1 protein-coding gene is annotated in these 321 nt (G+C 63.2%); it reads right to left on the reverse strand.

The genetic code is table 11. The features are described 5' to 3' along the window. The coding region (locus BZK40_RS24100; protein WP_172111222.1) for an Ig-like domain-containing protein at positions 1 to 310 on the reverse strand (310 nt) is incomplete at its 3' end. Positions 311 to 321: the final 11 nt, after the last annotated feature.

A 321-nucleotide genomic window follows, 5' to 3' on the forward strand; every position in this document is an offset into this window, starting at 1 on the left:
CGTTATCGCCCGGCTGTGCATCCCCGGTCACGGCCCCGCTGATCAGCGTCGGCATCCGCGACTCACTGCGGTTCACGACATTATCCCCTGCCACGGTATCAATGCTGATGGCGTTGGCCGCCTGGGTATCCAGTACCACCGTGGTGTGCTGCACCGCCACCGCGGTGTTGCCTGCCGTATCCACCCCGGTCACCGTCACTTCCACATTGTTACTGCCTTCGGTCAGTACCGACGAGTCCACCGCCACTTCATAGCGCAGCGCCCCGTGTTCATCGGTCACCACCAGGCCGGTAAAGGTCCTGCCATTCACCGCCACCGCAA

This window comes from Citrobacter portucalensis (assembly GCF_002042885.1).
GTDB classification, from domain to species: Bacteria; Pseudomonadota; Gammaproteobacteria; order Enterobacterales; family Enterobacteriaceae; genus Citrobacter; species Citrobacter portucalensis.